The 16,929-nt window shown below is 73.8% G+C and carries 22 protein-coding genes and 1 tRNA gene; 13 read left to right on the forward strand and 10 right to left on the reverse strand.

The features are described from left to right. The first annotated feature begins 12 nt into the window (after window positions 1-12). From ACLQ2X_RS02235 to ACLQ2X_RS02245, 3 genes are all read left to right on the forward strand, one after another. Window positions 13-978 carry an acetylxylan esterase gene (locus ACLQ2X_RS02235; protein WP_425679209.1) on the forward strand — a complete coding sequence of 322 codons (966 nt, stop codon included), beginning with the start codon at window positions 13-15 and terminating at the stop codon, window positions 976-978. A 15-nt stretch (window positions 979-993) separates the two neighbouring features. After that, window positions 994-1,860 carry a M15 family metallopeptidase gene (locus ACLQ2X_RS02240; RefSeq protein ID WP_425679210.1) on the forward strand — a complete coding sequence of 289 codons (867 nt, stop codon included), beginning with the start codon at window positions 994-996 and terminating at the stop codon, window positions 1,858-1,860. A gap of 61 nt (window positions 1,861-1,921) precedes the next feature. Beyond that, the gene (locus tag ACLQ2X_RS02245; RefSeq protein ID WP_425679211.1) at window positions 1,922-2,428 is read left to right on the forward strand and encodes a DinB family protein; all 507 of its coding nucleotides are present in this window, start codon (window positions 1,922-1,924) and stop codon (window positions 2,426-2,428) included. A gap of 10 nt (window positions 2,429-2,438) precedes the next feature. Here the strand turns inward: ACLQ2X_RS02245 and ACLQ2X_RS02250 are convergent, their stop codons facing one another. Beyond that, window positions 2,439-3,212 (reverse strand): alpha/beta hydrolase, encoded by a 774-nt coding sequence (locus tag ACLQ2X_RS02250; RefSeq protein WP_425679212.1) that lies wholly within the window; start codon window positions 3,210-3,212, stop codon window positions 2,439-2,441. 170 nt (window positions 3,213-3,382) lie between these two features. On the opposite strand from ACLQ2X_RS02250, the gene ACLQ2X_RS02255 reads away from it, so the two are divergent. From ACLQ2X_RS02255 to ACLQ2X_RS02265, 3 genes are all read left to right on the forward strand, one after another. Further along, on the forward strand, window positions 3,383-3,775 hold the full coding sequence (locus ACLQ2X_RS02255) for a hypothetical protein (RefSeq protein ID WP_425679213.1): 393 nt from the start codon (window positions 3,383-3,385) through the stop codon (window positions 3,773-3,775). Window positions 3,776-4,096: 321 nt separating this feature from the next. Next, window positions 4,097-4,169, forward strand: a tRNA-Glu gene (locus ACLQ2X_RS02260). A 30-nt stretch (window positions 4,170-4,199) separates the two neighbouring features. After that, window positions 4,200-5,399, forward strand: a complete 1,200-nt coding sequence (locus tag ACLQ2X_RS02265; RefSeq protein ID WP_425679214.1) for an RtcB family protein — start codon at window positions 4,200-4,202, stop codon at window positions 5,397-5,399. Window positions 5,400-5,431: 32 nt separating this feature from the next. On the opposite strand, the gene ACLQ2X_RS02270 is transcribed toward ACLQ2X_RS02265, so the two are convergent. The 5 genes from ACLQ2X_RS02270 to ACLQ2X_RS02290 form a co-directional block, all read right to left on the reverse strand. After that, a complete protein-coding gene (locus ACLQ2X_RS02270; RefSeq protein ID WP_425679215.1) occupies window positions 5,432-5,596 on the reverse strand; it encodes a hypothetical protein in 165 nt (54 codons plus the stop codon). Further along, the gene (locus ACLQ2X_RS02275) at window positions 5,593-5,811 is read right to left on the reverse strand and encodes a helix-turn-helix domain-containing protein (protein ID WP_425679216.1); all 219 of its coding nucleotides are present in this window, start codon (window positions 5,809-5,811) and stop codon (window positions 5,593-5,595) included. Before ACLQ2X_RS02275 ends, ACLQ2X_RS02270 begins: the two co-directional genes overlap by 4 nt. Beyond that, the gene (locus ACLQ2X_RS02280) at window positions 5,811-6,290 is read right to left on the reverse strand and encodes a DUF2975 domain-containing protein (protein ID WP_425679217.1); all 480 of its coding nucleotides are present in this window, start codon (window positions 6,288-6,290) and stop codon (window positions 5,811-5,813) included. The genes ACLQ2X_RS02275 and ACLQ2X_RS02280 overlap by 1 nt, the downstream gene beginning before the upstream one ends. Window positions 6,291-6,321: 31 nt before the next feature. After that, entirely contained in the window at window positions 6,322-6,963 is a 642-nt protein-coding gene (locus tag ACLQ2X_RS02285; protein ID WP_425679218.1) for a dihydrofolate reductase family protein, read from the reverse strand. A 93-nt stretch (window positions 6,964-7,056) separates the two neighbouring features. After that, window positions 7,057-7,650: an HD domain-containing protein gene (locus ACLQ2X_RS02290; RefSeq protein WP_425679219.1), complete on the reverse strand. Its 594-nt coding sequence runs from the start codon at window positions 7,648-7,650 to the stop codon at window positions 7,057-7,059. Between the two features lie 79 nt (window positions 7,651-7,729). Here ACLQ2X_RS02290 and ACLQ2X_RS02295 point away from each other — a divergent pair, with 79 nt between their 5' ends. The 6 genes from ACLQ2X_RS02295 (at window position 7,730) to ACLQ2X_RS02320 (ending at window position 12,504) form a co-directional block, all read left to right on the forward strand. Next, on the forward strand, window positions 7,730-8,533 hold the full coding sequence (locus tag ACLQ2X_RS02295) for a TolB family protein (RefSeq protein ID WP_425679220.1): 804 nt from the start codon (window positions 7,730-7,732) through the stop codon (window positions 8,531-8,533). Window positions 8,534-8,675: 142 nt separating this feature from the next. Next, window positions 8,676-9,452 (forward strand): methyltransferase domain-containing protein, encoded by a 777-nt coding sequence (locus tag ACLQ2X_RS02300; RefSeq protein WP_425679221.1) that lies wholly within the window; start codon window positions 8,676-8,678, stop codon window positions 9,450-9,452. A 64-nt stretch (window positions 9,453-9,516) separates the two neighbouring features. Beyond that, a complete protein-coding gene (locus ACLQ2X_RS02305; RefSeq protein ID WP_425679222.1) occupies window positions 9,517-10,509 on the forward strand; it encodes a hypothetical protein in 993 nt (330 codons plus the stop codon). Beyond that, a complete protein-coding gene (locus ACLQ2X_RS02310) occupies window positions 10,506-11,159 on the forward strand; it encodes a hypothetical protein (protein ID WP_425679223.1) in 654 nt (217 codons plus the stop codon). The genes ACLQ2X_RS02305 and ACLQ2X_RS02310 overlap by 4 nt, the downstream gene beginning before the upstream one ends. Window positions 11,160-11,174: 15 nt before the next feature. Continuing rightward, entirely contained in the window at window positions 11,175-12,077 is a 903-nt protein-coding gene (locus ACLQ2X_RS02315; protein ID WP_425679224.1) for an inositol monophosphatase family protein, read from the forward strand. A 25-nt stretch (window positions 12,078-12,102) separates the two neighbouring features. Then, complete coding sequence (locus tag ACLQ2X_RS02320) at window positions 12,103-12,504, forward strand: VOC family protein (RefSeq protein ID WP_425679225.1); 402 nt, start codon at window positions 12,103-12,105, stop codon at window positions 12,502-12,504. A gap of 22 nt (window positions 12,505-12,526) precedes the next feature. On the opposite strand, the gene ACLQ2X_RS02325 is transcribed toward ACLQ2X_RS02320, so the two are convergent. Continuing rightward, window positions 12,527-13,303, reverse strand: a complete 777-nt coding sequence (locus ACLQ2X_RS02325; RefSeq protein WP_425679226.1) for an SDR family oxidoreductase — start codon at window positions 13,301-13,303, stop codon at window positions 12,527-12,529. A 135-nt stretch (window positions 13,304-13,438) separates the two neighbouring features. Here ACLQ2X_RS02325 and sigJ point away from each other — a divergent pair, with 135 nt between their 5' ends. After that, entirely contained in the window at window positions 13,439-14,308 is an 870-nt protein-coding gene (gene sigJ / locus ACLQ2X_RS02330; RefSeq protein WP_425679227.1) for an RNA polymerase sigma factor SigJ, read from the forward strand. Window positions 14,309-14,328: 20 nt separating this feature from the next. Here the strand turns inward: sigJ and ACLQ2X_RS02335 are convergent, their stop codons facing one another. Genes ACLQ2X_RS02335 through ACLQ2X_RS02345 form a run of 3 tightly spaced genes read right to left on the reverse strand, consistent with a single transcriptional unit; the run spans window position 14,329 to window position 16,851 of the window. After that, on the reverse strand, window positions 14,329-15,228 hold the full coding sequence (locus ACLQ2X_RS02335) for a GNAT family N-acetyltransferase (protein WP_425679228.1): 900 nt from the start codon (window positions 15,226-15,228) through the stop codon (window positions 14,329-14,331). Beyond that, on the reverse strand, window positions 15,225-15,608 hold the full coding sequence (locus ACLQ2X_RS02340) for a hypothetical protein (RefSeq protein ID WP_425679229.1): 384 nt from the start codon (window positions 15,606-15,608) through the stop codon (window positions 15,225-15,227). The genes ACLQ2X_RS02335 and ACLQ2X_RS02340 overlap by 4 nt, the downstream gene beginning before the upstream one ends. Window positions 15,609-15,618: 10 nt before the next feature. Beyond that, the gene (locus tag ACLQ2X_RS02345; protein ID WP_425679230.1) at window positions 15,619-16,851 is read right to left on the reverse strand and encodes an SLC13 family permease; all 1,233 of its coding nucleotides are present in this window, start codon (window positions 16,849-16,851) and stop codon (window positions 15,619-15,621) included. Window positions 16,852-16,929: the final 78 nt, after the last annotated feature.

Below are 16,929 nucleotides of genomic sequence, written 5' to 3' on the forward strand. Positions count from 1 at the left end.
GGTGACCGAGGCGTGTTCACCGACCTGCCCGAGCCGGAACTCCGTCGCTACCGCAGTGACCTGCGCGAACCGCCGGACTTCGACGCCTTCTGGGCCGACACCCTGGCCGAGGCCCGCTCCTGCGGCGACCCGGTCGAGGCGATCCCGGTGACCACACCGCTCGTCGGGCTGGACGTGTTCGACGTGACCTTCCCGGGGTTCGCCGGCCAGCCGGTGCGGGGGTGGCTGCGGGTGCCCCGGGACGTGTCCGCGCCGCTGCCCACCGTCGTGCAGTACGTCGGCTACGGCGGTGGCCGCGGCCATCCGCTGGACAATCTGCTCTGGTCCGCCGCCGGCTTCGCCCATTTCCAGATGGACACCCGGGGGCAGGGTTCGGGGTGGAGCCGGGGCGACACCCCGGACGTCGCCGCCGCCGGGCCGCAGGCGCCGGGCATGGCCACCCGGGGCATCGAGGACCCGCGCCGCTACTACTACCGCCGGTTCCTCACCGACGCGGTGCGCGCGGTCGACGCGGTGGGTGACCTGCCGGGTGTCGACCCGGACCGGATCGCGGTGCTCGGCCACAGCCAGGGCGGCGCGGCCGCGCTGGCCGCCGCCGCGCTGGCCCCGCGGGTACGCGCGGCGGTGGCGCACGTGCCGTTCCTGTGCGACATCCCGCGCGCCGTGACGGTCACCGACTCGGCGCCGTTCCGGGAGATCCGCGACTACCTGGCCGTGCACCGGGACCGGGAGGAACAGGCGCTGCGCACCCTCGCTTACGTCGACGGTGTGGCCTTCGCCCGGCGGGCCACCGCCCCGGCCCGCTTCTCGGTGGCGCTGATGGACGACATCGTGCCGCCGTCCACCGTCTTCGCCGCCTACCACGACTACCGCGGCGACAAGGACCTGACCGTGTGGCGGTTCAACGGGCACGAGGCGGGCGGCATCGACGACGACGCCGCCGCGGTCGACTTCCTGCACACCGTGCTGGGCGGCTGAGCGCAGGTTGCGACGATGCGCCCCCGGCGGGCGGTCGCGGCTGGTAGACACGGCAGGGTGGGCACCGGCAGACGCGTGACGGCGGTCCTGGCGGTGGCGGCCGCGCTCGCCGTCGGGGCCTGCGAGCGGCCCGCGCCGGGCCCGTCGCCGTCGGCCATTCCCACCCCCGACCCCACCGGTCTGCGCGCGCCGGCGGACGTGGTCGACCTGTCCAGCGTCGACCCGACGGTGCGCACCGACATCCGCTACGCGGGCGCGCACAACTTCGTCGGCCGGCCGATCGACGGGTACGCCGAGCCGCGCTGCCTGCTCACCCGCCGCGCGGCCGACGCGCTGCACCGGGTGCAGACCGCCGCGCTCGCCGGCGGGCACAGCCTGAAGGTGTACGACTGCTACCGCCCGCAGCGCGCGGCGGACGACTTCGTCGCCTGGGCGAAGATCCCGGGCGACCAGCGGATGAAGGGGGAGTTCTACCCCGGCGTACCGAAGGACCGGCTGTTCGCCGACGGCTACATCGGCGCGCCCACCGCGCACAGCCGGGGCAGCACCGTCGACCTGACCCTGGTCCCGGTGTCCGGCCCCACGCAGGCCGCGTACACGCCGGGCCAGCCGCTGGTGCCCTGCACCGCGCCTGCCGGCCGTCGCTTCGCCGACGACTCGATCGACATGGGCGCCGGGTTCGACTGCTTCGACCCGCGCGCCCACACCGCCGACGCGCGGGTCAGCGGCACCGCGCGACGCAACCGGGAACTGCTGCGGGAGCTGATGTCCGCGCAGGGCTTCGAGAACTATCGGCTGGAGTGGTGGCACTACCGGTATGTCGACGAGCCGTACCCGGACACCTGGTTCGACTTCCCGGTGGCCGGCTCGTCACTGCGGTGACGCGGCCGGGTCATGATCCTCTAGGCTGCCCGGGAACCACCAACACCCGGAAGGAACCCTTGTGCAGACCGAACGGATCGGCCCGCCGCTGCTGGCCGGGGAGCGGGAGTCGCTGCGCGCGTTCCTCGACTTCCACCGCGCCACGCTCGCCCTCAAGTGCGAAGGGCTGACCGACGAACAGTTGCGCCGGAGGGCGTCCCCGCCGTCCACGCTGTCCCTGCTCGGCCTGGTCCGGCACATGGCGGAGGTGGAACGCACCTGGTTCCGCCGCGTCATCGACGCCGAGGACGTGCCGCTGGTGTGGTCGGAGGCCGGCGACTTCCAGGAGGCGTACGACGCCCGCGACGCTGATGTCGCGGAGGCGTTCGAGGCGTGGCGACGCGAGGTCGAGCACGCCCGGCGCATCGAGCGGGAGGCCGAGTCGCTGGACGTCACCGGCCACCAGGCCCGCTGGGGCGAGGACGTCTCGCTGCGCCTGGTGATGCTGCACATGCTGCACGAGTACGCCCGGCACAACGGCCACGCCGACCTGCTGCGTGAGGCCGTGGACGGCACCGTGGGCGTCTGACGTCCCGCGGTCAGGGCCTGCGCAACGGCAGCCAGGCCAGCACGTCCTGGATGCGCGCGTCCCAGTAGGGCCAGTCGTGGTCGCCCGGACCGAGGTCGACGGTGACCGGCAGGTCGCGCCTCCGGGCCGTCTCGACGAACCGGACGGTGTCCTCGTACAGGAAGTCCTCGGTGCCGCAGGCCAGGTAGAGGGCCGGCAGGTCGTCAGCGGCGCGTTCCAGCAGCCCGATCGGGTCGTCGTCGGCCGGGATCGGGCCGTCACCCCAGACCGTGTGCCACACCGCCGGGTCGAGCGGCCTGGTGGGGTGGTGCCGCCGACGGGTCGCGTCCAGCGCCCCGGACAGGCTGGCCGCCGCGGCGAAGCGGTCCGGGTGGCGCAACGCCCACTTGATCGCGCCGTAGCCGCCCATCGACAGGCCTGCGACGAACGTGTCCTCCCGGCGGTGCGACAGGCGGAACAGCGACCGGCACACCTGTGGCAGCTCCTCGCTGAGGAACGTCCAGTACCGGTTGCCGTGCGCCTCGTCGCAGTAGAAGCTGCGCTGCACCTGCGGCATCACCACGGCCAACCCGAGCGGCGCGGCATAGCGCTCGATCGAGGTGCGCCGGGTCCAGACCGTGTCGTCGTCGGTGAGGCCGTGCAGCAGGTAGAGCACCGGTGGTTCGCCGTCACCGGCGGCACCGGCCATCCCGATCCCGTCCCCGCCCCGGTCGGGCAGCAGCACCGTCATCGAGGTGCCCATGCCGAGCGCCTCGGAGAAGAAGTCACACCGGATGCGGGCCATGGGAGGGCAGCGTACCCGGCACCGATGGCGTCCGGATCAACCGTTCCTGTTGCCGCCACCGGCCCGGCGGGACAGGATGGCCATGCGTGCCGGAAACGTGTTCGTAACCTGCGCGCCGCTGGTCTCTGTCACCACCTGCTGGTCCCTGTCACAAGGAAGTGGGAGTCGTCATGAGCGACGTGTCGGTCGCACTGGGTGTGCGCCTCTACCCGGACCTGGTCGAGCCCGGAGGTCTGGCCCCCGCGCTCGGGCAGACCGCCGCCGCACACCAGCTCGACATCGGCGAGGTGTGCGCCCCCGAGCAGGGGCGCGGCCGGTTCACCAGCGCCGAGCTGACCTCGCCCAGGGGTGTGGTCTGCGTCAGCCTCGGCGCCCAGGCCCGCTACTTCATGATCGATCTGCGGATCGACGGCGAGGTCCAGGCCCGGGGTGACGCCACCGACCTGCTCCAGGTCGCCCAGGTCGCCGCCGCCTGGCGGACCGGCACCACGCTGGCGGAGCTGACCGTCCGCTACCCGTTCATGGAGCAGATGAGACGCCACCCGGTGGCACACGCCGGCTAGGAGCCCGGCCGCCCCTCGGCGACCGTACGAATATCGTGTTGCCGTCCCGTCCGGGGCGGCCGTACCGTGACCGGGCAACGTCGATCTGTCCAGCAGGGAGCCCACCGTGTCGCAGCAGAACCGCGCAGGCGCCGAGCGGCGAGCGCCGCGCGCCGGTGCCCTGCTGCCCGAACCGGGTGCGGGCCGGCGACGTCAGTGGCAACCAGGGTGGTGGCGCGTCTAGCGCCGGCGTGACGATCCGCGCGAACCGCCCGCCCCGACACCGGAGCTGGGCGGTTCTCCGTGTCCGGGGTGGACCTACCGACGGCGGCACGCCGTCAGGGGCCGTTGGAGCAACTGGCAGCTCACCCGGCTCTCATCCGGGAGGCTACGGGTTCGAGTCCCGTACGGCCTACGTCAGACGGACACGACCAAGGAGGCGACGATGGGTTTCACCCCGCTGGCCGGTACCCGGGCGCCGGTCCGGGTCTGGACCGACCCGTACACGATCGAGGCGCAGGCGGCCCGGCAACTGCGCAACATCGGCGCGCTGCCCTGGGTACAGGGCGTCGCGGTGATGCCGGACGTGCACTTCGGCAAGGGCGCCACCGTCGGCTCGGTGATCGCGATGCGGCAGGCCGTGTCGCCGGCTGCGGTCGGCGTGGACATCGGCTGCGGCATGTCCGCGGTGCGTACCTCGCTGACCGCCGCCGACCTGCCCGACGACCTCGCGCCGCTGCGTTCGGCGATCGAGGCGGCGATCCCGGTCGGCTTCGCGATGCGCGACGACGCGGTGGACCCGCGCCGGGTCCGCGGGCTGGAGCAGGCCGGCTGGGACGACTTCTGGCGGCGGTTCGCCACGCTGGACCGGAAGGTCGCGCAGCTCCAGACCCGGGCGCAGCGTCAGCTCGGCACGCTCGGCGGCGGCAACCACTTCATCGAGGTCTGCCTGGAGCAGGGCGGCCCGGACGACGGCCGGGTCTGGCTGATGCTGCACTCCGGTTCCCGCAACATCGGCAAGGAACTGGCCGAGCGGCACATGGCGGTGGCGCGCGGGCTGCCGCACAACACCGACCTGCCGGACCGGGACCTCGCGGTGTTCCTCGCCGGCACGCCCGAGATGGAGGCGTACCGGCGGGACCTGTGGTGGGCGCAGGAGTACGCCCGCCGCAACCGGGCGGTCATGCTCGCGCTGCTGAGCCAGGTGGTGCGGGACGCGTTCCCGCACGCCGGCTACGACGAGCCGATCTCCTGCCACCACAACTACGTGGCGGAGGAGAGCTACGACGGGGTGGACGTGCTGGTGACCCGCAAGGGCGCGATCCGGGCCGGCAAGGGGGACCTGGGCATCATCCCCGGCTCGATGGGCACCGGGTCGTACATCGTGCGCGGCAGGGGCAACCCCGACGCGTACTGCTCGGCGTCGCACGGGGCCGGGCGGCGGATGTCGCGGGGGCAGGCGAAGCGGACGTACAGCACCGCGGACCTGGCCGCGCAGACCGCCGGGGTGGAGTGCCGCAAGGACGCCGGGGTGGTGGACGAGATCCCCGGCGCGTACAAGGACATCACCGAGGTGATGGCCCAGCAGGAGGACCTGGTCGAGGTGGTCGCCCACCTCAAACAGGTCGTCTGCGTGAAGGGCTGAGCGGTGGGGCCGGCGTCGAGGGGGCGCCGGCCCTACCGGGTACGGCGCACGACGCGGACGCCGACCGCGACCGCGCCGATGACGAACAGGGCGGACAGCAGTTGCAGGCCGGGGGAGTCGTCTGCCTCGCCGTACACGAAGCCGGCGACGCCGAGCACGGCGGCGAGCAACGCCCCGGCGGCGAGCAGGTATCTCATCGTTCCTCCTCGTCGGGGACCCATTCGAGCAGGTCGCCGGGTTGGCAGTCGAGCACCCGGCAGATGGCCTCCAGCGTGCTGAACCGGACAGCCTTGGCGCGGCCGTTCTTGAGGACCGCGACGTTGGCCGGGGTGAGCCCGACGCGCTCGGCGAACTCGCCGACGCTCATCTTGCGTTTGGCCAGCTCAACGTCGATGCGCACCACGATCGGCATCAGATCACCGCTTCCATGTCGGTGCGCAGCGTGGTGGCCTGGCGCAGCAACGCGCGCATCACGACCATCAGCAGGCCGAGCACGCTGACGCCGGTGACCAGCAGGAACAGCAGCAGTGGCAGCCCCGGGTCGTCGGCGTTGAAGCCCACGTAGAGAAACACGCCTACCAGCGCCACCCAGGCGGCGGTGATCGCCCAGACGATCCCGTCGACCCAGCCCAGGGACGCCTCGGTGAAGATGCGGTCGCGTTTGACCAGGGTGAGCAGCTGCCAGGTGCAGACGATCACCACCTGGACGCACAGCACCCAGAAGACGGTGACCGCGGTGGCCGGCCAGCGCAGGTATGCCATGTCCGGGTTCTCCCGCGCCATGTGCGCGAACTGCCCGGGCAGCGACATGGTCTGGAACAGCACGAGGATCGCGAACAGCAGTGCGAGGAAGGCGCGGAGTGGGTTGACCGCGCGCTGAGCAGTAACCATGCATCGACTATCGCGCGGAACCGATCGAAAGTCAATCGATACTACGTGCCCGGCGACCGACGCCGTACCGGACGTGCACGGCGTACCGCGAGCGGTGCACCGCGCGGATCTCCAGGTCGAGGTCCCGGTCGAAGCCCTCGAAGAGGCGCTTGCCGTGCCCCAGGGCGACCGGAGCGGTGGTGATGGCGAGTTCGTCGACCACCCCCGCCCTGAGCGCCTGCCGGATGATGTCGGCGCCCCCGGCGATGGCCACCCCACCGCCACCGGCCGCCCGCCGGGCCGCCGCCAGCGCCTCGTCGAACCCGTCGACCATGAGGAAACCGGTGCTCGGATCGGGCTGGTCGCCGGTGCGGTGGGTGAGCACGACCAGAGGGGCGTTGAACGGGTTCCGGCCGCCCCACGCCCCGGCGCTGTCGTACATGCCCCGGCCGCACAGACACGCGCCCGTGCCCGCCAGCAGCTCGTCGAAGTACGCGCGGTCCTCGTCGGCCATGCCGGCGCCGGGCTCAGGTTGGTTGTCGTAGGTCCACGGCCCGCCCATCACCCAGTAGTGCAGCCGCTCGCCGCCGACGCCCAGCCCTCGGCCGCCGTGGTCGTCCGGGCCGGCGACGTAGCCGTCCACGGAGACGGTGATGTTGGCCTTGACCGGGCCGCGCGCTTCGGTGGTGCTCATGCTTCCTCCCGCAGATCGGAGAACACTGACGCGGGGTAGACCGCCGCTGCACGCCGGACTCATCGCCGGTGCCGGTGCGGGGAGGAGGGTGCGTCAGCCGTACACCGGATGCTCGGCCTGGAACGCCAGCCGCCGGTCCGCGCCGGCGGCCAGCTCGGCGAGCACGTCGTCGAGATCCAGGAACGTGTGCCAGCGTTCCTGGCCGGTGATGGCGGCGAGCCGATCCACCACGAGTTGTTCCAGGTCGGTGACCCGGTGCCCCTTCCACACCTGGTCGGCGAGGCTGACCAGCAGGTCCTCCAACTGCACGCCGGGGGAGTGCCAGGCGGCATGGGTGACCGCGAAACGGGCCCGCTCCTCGGGCACGCCGAAACGCAGCAGCAGTCGGTAGCCGGCCTCCTCGTGCGCCGAACCCGGCCCGGTCAGCTCGGCCGGGTGCTCGACCTTGCCGAGGTCGTGCACGGCCGCGCCGAACAGCACCGCCTGCCGGTCGAACGGCACCGCGCGAAACCGCTCGGCGAACGCGGCGGTGAGGTGCCAGGCGACGTCGTGCACCAGCCGCAGGTGCGCGCCGAGGCGGGGCGGGGCGGCCACGGCGTCCAGCAGTTCGACGGCCACCCCGGGCAGTGGGAGCAGCGGCGGGTCGCCGGGATCGGTCAGGGCGTGGCGCAGCGCGTCGGAGGTCACCGGGGCGAGCGTACCGGGTCGGTCCCGGTTCACCTGTGGTCATGGCCGAGTAGCTGACCGTCAAGCGACCGCTCCCCCGATGGCCGGCCGACGGTCCACCTGGGAGGGCGGGTCGACACCTATCACGGGGGTTGGCAATGACTGCAATGAATCGTCGGGCTCTGCTGCGCGCCGCCGCGCTGACCGGCGTGGCCGCCGCCACCGGGCTGGCCGTCGCGCCCGCCTCGACCGGATCACCGGCGGGCGGCGCACGCTGCTGGCCGAGCCGTTCGGCGTCCGCTACGGCGCGCCGACCTGGTCGCCGGACGGCACGGAGATCGCCCTGGTCACCGGCGAGAACAACGACCGGCTGATCGCGGTCGACGTGGCGACCGGCGACACCCGGGTGCTGGTGCAGGGGCACGCCATGGCCGAACCGGACTGGTCGCGGGACGGCTCCATGATCGTCCTGCGCTGGCGCAGCCGCTCGGAGGGTTGGCAACTGCGCGTGCTCGAACTGGCGACCGGCACGGCGCGGCCGCTCTACACGCCCGCGGCGCCGGGTGAGCTGTTCGGCTCGCCGGTCTTCGTGCCCGACTCCGGGCGCGTGGTGTTCCGCACCGACCGCTGGTATCCCGACCTGGGGTCCGGCAACCACTCGCTGGCGTCGGTGCGGATCGGCGGCACCGGCCTGAAGAAGCTCACCGACGAACCTCGGTTCTACCTGTCGCCGGTGTTCTCCCCGGACGGCCGCTACTGCGCCGCGCTGTCCGTCCCGCCGGCCAACGAGTACCCCGATGGTGGCAACATCATCGTGTCCACACGCGGCTTCGGCGAGCAGTGGTGGATTCCCGGCGACGAGTACGACGACAGCACCCGGCTGGACTGGGCCCACGCGATCTGACCCGGTCCACCGACGCGGCGGCCGGCACCCCGACCGCCGCGTCGGGCGTATCCGGGGCGGGATCCACGCCGTACCGGGCGACCGGTGCGAGGCTTGGCGGCGGACGCCGCCGACGCGGGCCGGGGTCCGCTGTGGAGGGGTGATGGCCGAGCCGCCGACCGGAACGTCGTCGCACCGCGCGCAGGCGCACGGCCGGCACGCCAACCACCGCCGCTACCACGACGGCGCCGAGGTCGACGGGTACGTCGACACCCCGTACCACCGGGTGCGCCGGGCGGTCGCGGCCCGGCTGGTGGTCGACGGGGTGACCGGCGGCGGGCCGGTGCTGGAACTGGGCTGCGGGCCGCGCGGCATCCTCGACCCGGCGACCCTGCCCGGCCCGCTGGTGCTCGCCGACGTGGCCGGGACCGCGCTCGGCGCGGCCCGCCGGGCGGCCGGCGGGCAGGCCCCCGCGGTCCGCCTGGACGCCACCCGCGAGCTGCCGTTCCGCGCGGGCAGCTTCGTCGGGCTGCTCGCCGGGGAACTCATCGAGCACGTCTACGACCCGCTGGCGCTGCTGCGGGAGTGTCACCGCGTCCTCGCCCCGGAGGGCCTGCTGGTGCTCACCACCCCCAACCTCGCGCCGGTGCAGGACCGGCTCGCGTTCCTCACCGGCCGGGCCCCGCGCCAGGTGGACCCGCTGCACCCGTACCTGTGGCTGCACATCCGCCCGTTCACCGCCTCGCTGCTGCGCCGGACGCTGCGCCGGGCCGGGTTCACGCCGGTGGCGCTGCGCTCCAACGAGGTCGGCTGGCGGCTGCCGGGCGGCCGGTGGGTGGCCTCGCGCCGGCTGGCCCGCGCCGCGCCGGGGCTCGGCGGCTCGCTGATCTGCGCCGCCCGCCGGCAGGGGACGCCGCCACCGCCCCGGAACAGGGCGTGATTGCGACATTGACAGCGGGCTATCATGGAGGTTCCGTCGTCGACCGGGGGATGTCATGACGCGCATGCTCGCCTGGGTCGTGACCAATCTCGACGCGTTCATCGGTCTGGTGCTGGCCCTCACGGTCTCCGTCCTCGGCCTGACCAACGCGGTCAGCCAGGACGTGGTCAACAGCGCCATCCTGCTGGTCCTCGGCCTGCTCGCGCAGGCGATGCTGCGGGACCGGCTGCGTCGGCGCACCACCGAGCGGGAGGTCCGCCAGGTCATCGTGGACACCCGCGCCCGGCTCACCGACCTGGTCCCGCAGATGCAGGAGATCACCGGCCCGGAGGGCGCGCTGAACCGGGCCCGGGAGGCCATCGACAGTGTGTCGATGGTGCGGGTGCTGCACGGCAGCGAGGTCGGCGAGGCGCTCGCCGAAGCCCGCCGGCACACCGACCAGTGGAGCTTCAAGGGTGGCACCGGCACCTACCTGCGGGCGGTCACGCTGCCCGAGTGCCTGGAACACGCCCGCCGCCGCAACGCCACGCTCACCCTCGCCGTCGAGATCATCGACCCGACCGACGAGGAGGTCTGCGAGCGGTACGCGCGCTTCCGGCGCAGCCTCGACCCGGACGCGCCGGGTGAGCCGTGGACGGTCGACCGCACCCGCAAGGAGTCGTACGCGACGGTGCTGGCCGCGTGCTGGCACCTGCAACGCTCCGGCCTGCTCACCGTGGACGTGCGGTTGTCCGCGCAGATGACCACGTTCCGCTACGACCTCTCCTCCTCCTGCGTGGTCATCACCCAGGAGAACCCGCAGACGCCGGCGCTGCGCATCGACCGTGGCGAGGTCTACTACAACCGCTTCAACATCGAGTTGGACTACAGCCGCCGGCAGAGTCGGCGGGTGCCGATCGAGTCCGCCGGCCAGGTCAAGCTCGACGACGAGCCGTCGGTCGAGCAGGTGCGGCGACTGTTCGCCGCGCTGGGGCTGACCCTGCCGCGCTCCTACGGTGACCGCGAGGTGGCCGACATCGTCGGCAAGGCCGTCCAGGCGAGGAACCCGTACGCATGACCAGTTACGCCGACCTCGAACGGGAGATCGACCGGGGCGCCCGGCCGGAGGTGCTCCGCGACTGGGCGCTCGACGTGCTCGGCGACGTCGTCGAGGGACGGCGACCGTTGCGGGCCGTGCGGCACCCGCTCGGTTTCACCTGCCTGCCGGTGCAACGCGACGGCCCGGCCGGCATCTGCGTGCACGCCTGGCCGGCCGAGCCGCCGCCGGTGCGCCCGACCACCTCGCCCATGCACTCGCACAGTTGGGACCTGCTCAGTCACGTGCTGCACGGCACGGTCCGCAACGAACTGATCGAGGTCGACGACGCCCCGACCGCGCCGGCCTGGCGCGTCTACCACGTGCACAGTCTCGGCGAGGTGGACGAGGTGGCGGCCACCGACCGGCTGGTCACCGCGACCACCGCCGCGGTGGAGACGCACACGGCCGGCGACTCGTACGCGCTGCGGGCCGGCGGCTTCCACACCACGGAGGTCGACGCCGGCACACCGGCGGTGACCGTGGCGCTCGGCCGGACCACCCCCGGCGCCTGCGACCTGAGCCTCGGCGCGGTGGACGGGCGCAGCCACCGGGTGCGCCGCGACCGCTGTGACCCGGCGGAGACCGCGCGGATGGCGCGGGACATCGCGCGACTGGTGGCACGGGGCTGACTGGCGGGAGGAACCATGGACGTGGAACCGGACAGAGGCGGGCCCGACCTGCGCGAGGCGCACCGGTTCGCGGTGGACGCGGCCCGGGCGGCGGGCCGCTTGCTGCGCCGGGGCACCCGGGGACAGGTGCGCGCCCGGGCGAAGAACGACACCGGTGACCTGGTCACCGACCTCGACCTGGCCGCCGAGCGGCTCATCGTCGACCGGATCCGGGCCCGCTGGCCGGGGCACGGGGTGATCGCCGAGGAGGGCGGCGAGTACGCCCCGGACACCGCCTTCGCCTGGCTTGTCGACCCGCTCGACGGCACCAACAACGTGGCGATCGGGCTGCCCGCGTACGTGGTCGGCATCGCCCTGTGCGACCGCGGCTCGCCGGTGCTCGGCGTGGTGCACGACCCGGTCGCCGGGCGGACCTGGTCGGCGGTGCGCGGCCGGGGCGCGTTCGTGCACGCCGCAGGCCCGGCCGGGCGCCCGCTGCGGGCCGCGCACCGGCCGGTGCCGACCGCGCCGGTGCTGGCCTGGACCCAGGGTCACGAGGTACGCCGGGACGACAGCACCGCCCGGGCGTTGAAGGTGGTCCTCGACACCACCGCCCGCCGGGTGCTGCAACTGTGGGCGCCGCTGCTGTCCTGGGTGATGCTGGCGCGCGGCGACATCGACGGCATCGTCGGCTACCGCCCCGAGGCGGTCGACCTGCCCGCCGGGCTGCTGCTCGCAGTCGAGGCCGGCATGGTGGTGCGCGCGATGGACGGCGGCACGTTCGACGACAGGTACGGCTGCCCGGCGGACCGGCGCAGCTTCGTGGCAGGTCCCCCGGAGACCATCGACCGGCTGGTCAAGCTGGTGACCGCGGCCCAGTGGATCGAACCGCAGGTGCGCCGCATCACCCCGGTCGGCCTCGGCACGGTCGGGTGGTGAGTCGGGATCCGCTAGCCTCGGGCCGATGGCCGCCAGACAGTTGAAGCTCGGGCTCCGGGTCCGCGACCTGGACCGCTCCCACCGGCTCTACCTCCAACTCGGCTTCAAGCAGATCCCACAGCCCGACCAGCGGCACCTGCGCTACCTGACGTTCGGCCACACCTGGCTGATCCTGTCCGACCTGCACCACCACGGGCACCACAACACCGAGCGCGAACGCGAGGTCAAGACCGGGCCGCCAGGGCTCGGTGTGGTGCTCACCGTGCCCACTGCGGACCTGGACGCCACGTACGCGCTGTGGCGCGACGAAGGGCTGCCGGTGACGCTGGAACCGGAGGACGTGGGGTGGGCGCGGATCTTCTACGGCCTCGACCCGGACGGCTACGAGGTCATGTTCGAGCAGTTCCACCCCGGCACGGGCGCCTGACGACGAGTTCCGCCCCGGCGATTCAGGCGACCGGCCGCGACGGCGCCCGTTCGGCCAGGAAGGCGGCCCAGGTCCGCACGCCCGTCGCGGCGCCCGGCCGGGCCAGGTTCGCGCCCTCCCGGTACGCCCGGCCGGCCCGCCCGGGGATCCGCACCGGCAGCCGCGCCCGGCGCTTCCCGCTGGCCGCCAGGTAGCCGGTCAGCAACTCGCCGATGCCGTACGTCTCCGGCCCGGCAAGATCCGGCACCAGCCCGGCGGGCTCGCCCAGCGTCAGCTCGGCCAGCCGCGCCGCCACCTCGGCCGCGTCGACCGGCTGCAACCGCAGCCCGCCCGGCACCGGCACCACGGGCAGCCGGGTCATCGCCGCCAGCATGGACAGCACCAGGTCGTGCACCTGGGTGGCGCGCAGCACCGTCCACGGGATGCCGGAGTCCACCACCGCGCGCTCGGCGTCGAGCTTGGACCGCGTCCAGGCCAGCGGCACCCGATCGGCGCCGGTCACGGAGATGTGCGTCAGGTGCGTCACCCCGGCCCGGCGCGCGGCCCCGACCAGGTTGGCGGTGGCGCGGTCGTCGCCCTTCGCGCCGCCGGCCAGGTGCAGCACAGTGGACACACCGCGTACGGCGGGTTCGAGGTCGGCGCCGGTGAGCAGATCGGCGGTCACGTGGGTGATGTCGTCGCCGGGCCCCCCGCCGCGCCGGCTGAGCACCCGCACCGGGTGCCCGGCGGCGCGCAGCAGCGGTACGACATGCCGGCCGATCGTGCCGGTGCCGCCGGTGACCAGGATGGGTGCGTTCATCGTCGTCCTCCCGTTGTCGGTGCTGTCATGTCGACCCTCGGCGGCCCGCCGATGTGACGCGTGTGACAGTGGTCACGTCTGGTCACGTTGGTCGCCCACGCCGGGTCGGGACGGTGTGCGGGAGGGGAGGCTCAGGTGGTGGACACCCGGCTGGCGGACCGGTTCGAGCGGGAGCGGCCACGGCTGCGCGCGGTCGCCTACCGGCTGCTCGGCTCGCTCACCGACGCCGAGGACGCCGTGCAGGAAACCTGGCTGCGGCTGGCCCGCACCGATTCGGCCACCCTGGACAACCTGGACGCCTGGCTGACCACAGTGGTCGCCCGGGTCAGCCTCAACACGTTGCGGTCCCGCGCCGCCCGCCGGGAGGACCCCCTTGACGTACGCCTGCCCGACCCGGTGGTGGACACGGACGCCGACGACCCGGCGCACGCCGCGGTGCTCGCCGACTCGGTGGGCCTGGCGCTGCTGGTGGTGCTGGACACGCTCACCCCGGCCGAGCGGCTCGCGTTCGTGCTGCACGACATGTTCGGGGTGCCGTTCGACGAGATCGGCCCGCTCGTCGACCGCTCACCGGCGGCGGCCCGGCAGCTCGCCAGCCGGGCCCGCCGCCGGGTACGCGGACAGGCGCCCACGCCGGATCCGGACCTGGCCCGTCAGCGGGCGGTGGTGGACGCCTTCCTGGCCGCCGCACGCGACGGCGACCTCGACGCGCTGGTCGCGGTGCTGCACCCGGACGTGGTGCTGCGCTCCGACGCCGGGAACGCCCGCGCCCGGCACACGGTCGTGCTCACCGGCGCGGCAGTGGTCGCGGCGCAGGCCACCACGTTCGGCCGGCTGTTCCCGTACGCCCGGCCGGTGCTCGTCAACGGGGCGGCCGGGGTGCTGGTGACCGCCGCCGGTCGCCCGCTGTCGGTGATGGCGTTCACCGTCACCGGCGGACGGGTCGCCGCCGTGGACGTGATCGCCGACCCGTACCGGCTGGCCGCGCTCGGTCTCGCCGGCTGACCCGCGGGCGCGCGGCCGTCTCAGTCGACGAGGACCAGGTTGGCCATGTCGACCAACGGCCGGAACCCGATCCGGGCGTACAGCCCGTTCGAGACCGGGTTGGCCTGGTCGGTGAACAGGCACACCCGCGCGCCCTCGGCGGTGAGCAGCCGGCTGACCTCGGCGACGGCGTTGCCGGCCCAGCCGCGCCCGCGCTGCTCGGGTGGGGTGTAGACCGGGCCGACGCGGGCCACGCCGAACGACGGCGGGTTGGCGGCGGTCAGGTGCACCGGCCGGCCCGATCCGTCGGTCCAGAACCAGACCCGGCCGTCCCGGATCCGGCGCAGCAGCTCGGCGCGGTCGGGCGCCTCGTGGGCACTCGTCCCGCGTGGGCGGCCCGCCTGCTCGTCCGCGTCGGCCATGAACGCGCCGAACCACGCGACGACCAGGTCGATGTCGGCCGCGGACGCCACCCGCAGCGCGCCGGGCACCGGGGCGGGTGGCGCCAGCGCGTCGAGCACGTGCACCCGGGTGTGCTGGGCGACCTCGACCCGGCCGCCGTCGAGGCGGGCGACCTCCTCGGCGCAGACCCGGACGGCGGGCAGTGCGCCGTTGACCGCCCGGACCCGCTCGCCGCGCCGGTGCAAGGTGTGGGCCAGCGCCACCGCGGCCTGGTCGGGCATCGACAGCAGGAACGGCGGCCGCGGCGGGAACGGCGCGCACCGCATCCCGGCGCCGACCACCGCGCCGGAGGCGTCCCGCACCACCAGCCACCAGTCGTTCTCGGGCAGTGCGACCCCCTCGGCGCGGCGGGCGGCCATCCGGTGGGCGACGCTTGCGACCACGGTGCCGCGCACCGGGTCGGCGGCCAGGTAGGGCTCGGCGGCGGCGAGGAACTCCGTCGGGTCGGAGTAGAAGCTCAGGGTGGGTGCGGCGGTCATGCCGGCACGGTAGCCACCGGCCGGCACCGGGCCGTAGCGATTTCTCCGCTGCCCGCTCGGGGGGCGATGCGCAGCTGGCGGATGTGGGTGTCGTCGTACTCGTCGAACCGGAACCGCAGCCCGGCGAACGGGCCGCCGGGGAAGTCACCGCTGATGGTCGCGGTCGCCACGGTGCCGGCCGGCGTCCGCTCGACGTCGGTGATCTCGTATGCCACCAGCGGCGTGTCGCGCCGCCAGGCGCGGATCTCCTCGACGCCGCGGTGGGTCCGCCCCTCGTCCTCGACCACCGCGTCGTCGGCGACCAGGGCGAGGTGGGGCTCCTCGTCGGCCCGACCGGCGAGTGCGACGTAGCGGCGGACGATCTCGGGTGCGTCGCTCATGGCGGCGATGCTAGGCGCCGGGACCGACAAGCAGCGCCGCCACCGTCGCCGTGGTCGCGAGCGTGGCCAGTGCGGCGCTGGTGGCCACGAACCGGCCCAGTGGCACCGTCAGCCCGGCCGCGCGGCACCGCTCGTACCAGATCAGCGTCGCCAGCGACGCCCACGGCGTGGCCAGCGGACCGACGTTCGTGCCGATCAGCAGCGCCAGCAACTGGGTGTGCCGGTCGGCGGCGATGACCGCCTCACCCGCCACGTACGCGGGCAGGTTGTTGACCGCGTTGCTGAACAGCGCGCCGACGGCGCCCGCGCGCAGCGCCCCCTCCGCGCCCGGGTCGGTGCCGATGAGCGTGCCCATCACCGTGTCCAGGCCGAACCGGCCGAGGGTCTGCACCACCAGGAACAGGCCGGTCACGAACACCAGCAGCCGCCACGGCACGAGCGCGGCCCGCAGCCGGCGCCGGTCCCGCACCACGAACCCGCCGACCAGGATCGCGGCGGCCACCCCGGAGGCGACGCCGATCTCGACCTCGGCCAGCACGCCGACGACGAAGAGCAGGCAGGCCAGCACCGCGGTGCGGTAGAGCACCCGGTCCGGCGGCACGTACGGCGGCGGCGGGTCGAACGGATCCGCCCCGGCGCGGGCCGGCCGCCAGTACCACCACCACAGCAGCAGCGCGGTCACCGCGACGGCGACGAGCTGCGGCCACCACATCCGCGCCGCCCAGGGCACCGGTTCCAGGTCGATCCGGTTGCTGGCCAGGATGTTGGTCAGGTTGGACACCGGCAGCAGCAGGCTCGCGGTGTTCGCCAGCCAGACCGTGGTCATCGCCAGCGGCGTGGCCGGCACGTTCAGCGTCCGGGCCAACGCGATCATCACCGGCGTGAGCAGCACCGCCGTGGTGTCCAGGTTGAGCGCGATGGTGGTCAGCGAGGCGAAACCCACGCAGAGCCAGAACAGGGCCGGGAAACTGCCCCGGGCGGTCGTCGCCACCCGCACGGCGAGGGCGTCGAACACCCCGGCCACCGCGGTCAGCTCGGCGAGCACCACCACCGTTCCGAGGAAGATCAGGATGGGTACGATCCGGTGTATCGTGTCCTCCGCGTCGGCGCGGGGGAGCAGCCCGGTGAGCACGCACACCACCCCGGCCACGGCCAGCCCGGCCGCGATCCAGTCCAGCACGTGCAGTCGGCCCCAGCGGGAACGGTCGGGCACGGCGTTCGGCGGATCGCCGGGGGTCTCCACGAGGGATCATCCTCGCACACGCCGGGGGCCGCGCTCCGGCCCGACGCGGAGCGATCCGGGCTGCCGAGGGTGTCGATC

It is taken from the genome of Micromonospora sp. DT31 (genome assembly GCF_049841795.1).
Taxonomy (GTDB): Bacteria; Actinomycetota; Actinomycetes; order Mycobacteriales; family Micromonosporaceae; genus Micromonospora.